At 30.1% G+C, this 1,301-nt stretch carries 1 protein-coding gene; it reads right to left on the bottom strand.

From position 1 onward, the window contains the following. Positions 1-212 precede the first annotated feature (212 nt). Positions 213-638, bottom strand: a complete 426-nt coding sequence (locus GBN19_RS15390; RefSeq protein WP_151778698.1) for a hypothetical protein — start codon at positions 636-638, stop codon at positions 213-215. Between the last annotated feature and the right edge of the window lie 663 nt (positions 639-1,301).

Genomic DNA, 1,301 nt, shown 5'->3' with positions numbered 1-1,301 from the left:
ATATATAAATATATACCATTTCAAAATAAAATAAATAGATTTTGAACAAAAAAAATCCACAGCTTTGTAAACAACAAACGCTGTGGATCAATTCACAGTTCAATCGACTTCTGTCATCATGAACTAAATTTGCTGTATAAATACCTCTTTAAGAATGATCAAACAGGATTGCAATCCTGTTGAGTCATTGTGGTTTTGATCATATAAACTAATTAAGCCGCAACATTGACCTGATTAATTTTGCTCAATGCTTCTGGGCTATTCAAAATTTTCATTAATGTAAAAGAAAAGACATCATGAATTGCGTGATCTTCTACAGCTTGATGTAATGGTTTAGTAAAATATAGCTCTGTCAGTGAACCTCTGAGTACCAATTTATATAGATCAACAACTTGAATTAGCTGATTTTTATAATAAAAACTGGCTTTTCTTAAACTAATCTCGCTAATATTTGCCTGCTGATTCAGCGCATCATAAAAGGCTTTAATATTTTCAGGTAAATAACGATGGTCTAAAAACTGATCATCATCTAGCTCAAATTTTAAAAATATATCCTGTTTTGCTAAATACACAGATGTTCCATTTGGATGATGCCAGTCTGCTACTTTAACTAAAGCTTCTATGTCGATGAGTTTCATAGGATTTCCTTATTAAATGCTTGAAATATTTTTTGTACTGCATACTTAGATTTATAAATCTTTAGAATTTTTTTTCAAGTGATTCAGTTAAAAAATTTATTCAATTTTTTTCATCATTTTTTGTTTACAACATATTGCTCTAAAACAGGCTTAACCCGACTTTGTATTAATTGCCAGTCTTTTAAATTTGACCGTCTATAACACACAACGACTTGTGCTTTAAAGTCAGGTAGCAATAAAAAATAGTGTTCACAATTTGGTCTGCGTGCAAGATTGGCACAGTAAATAACTGCTGTTACATGACCCTGAAAATCTAGTCTCAAATAAAATCAGTTAGGAAAAGGCTTAGAATTAAGAATATAGATTTATTATTCAACAAACATTGCGGCAACTTATTTGGAATGTTTGATTGGTCAACGGATGCATCAGCAACATGCAATTTTCCTAAAAATAAAATCCACTGCCTGTTATTGAGTGGATTGTGATTTATAATCATGAAACAGCTTTTATTGTTATTTTTTAGTCTCTTTTACGGCTAAAACAGCACAAAAGAATCTCTAAACCGTTATAAAAGCAGTCTATTTAAGAAATGCGTTAACATTATAGATTATTTTAATTTATTTTTTTAATGATATTGAATCAACAATGGGTTCAGGCATCTGC

This window comes from Acinetobacter brisouii, from assembly GCF_008993995.1.
GTDB classification, from domain to species: Bacteria; Pseudomonadota; Gammaproteobacteria; order Pseudomonadales; family Moraxellaceae; genus Acinetobacter; species Acinetobacter brisouii_A.
The sequence above is the reverse complement of the archived record's forward strand: the minus strand, read 5'-3'. Positions and strand labels throughout refer to the sequence as shown.

Coding starts and splice junctions, on each gene's coding strand:
- GBN19_RS15390 (WP_151778698.1), bottom strand. CDS start 638: ATGAAACTCATCGACATAGAAGCTTTAGTTAAAGTAGCAGACTGGCAT.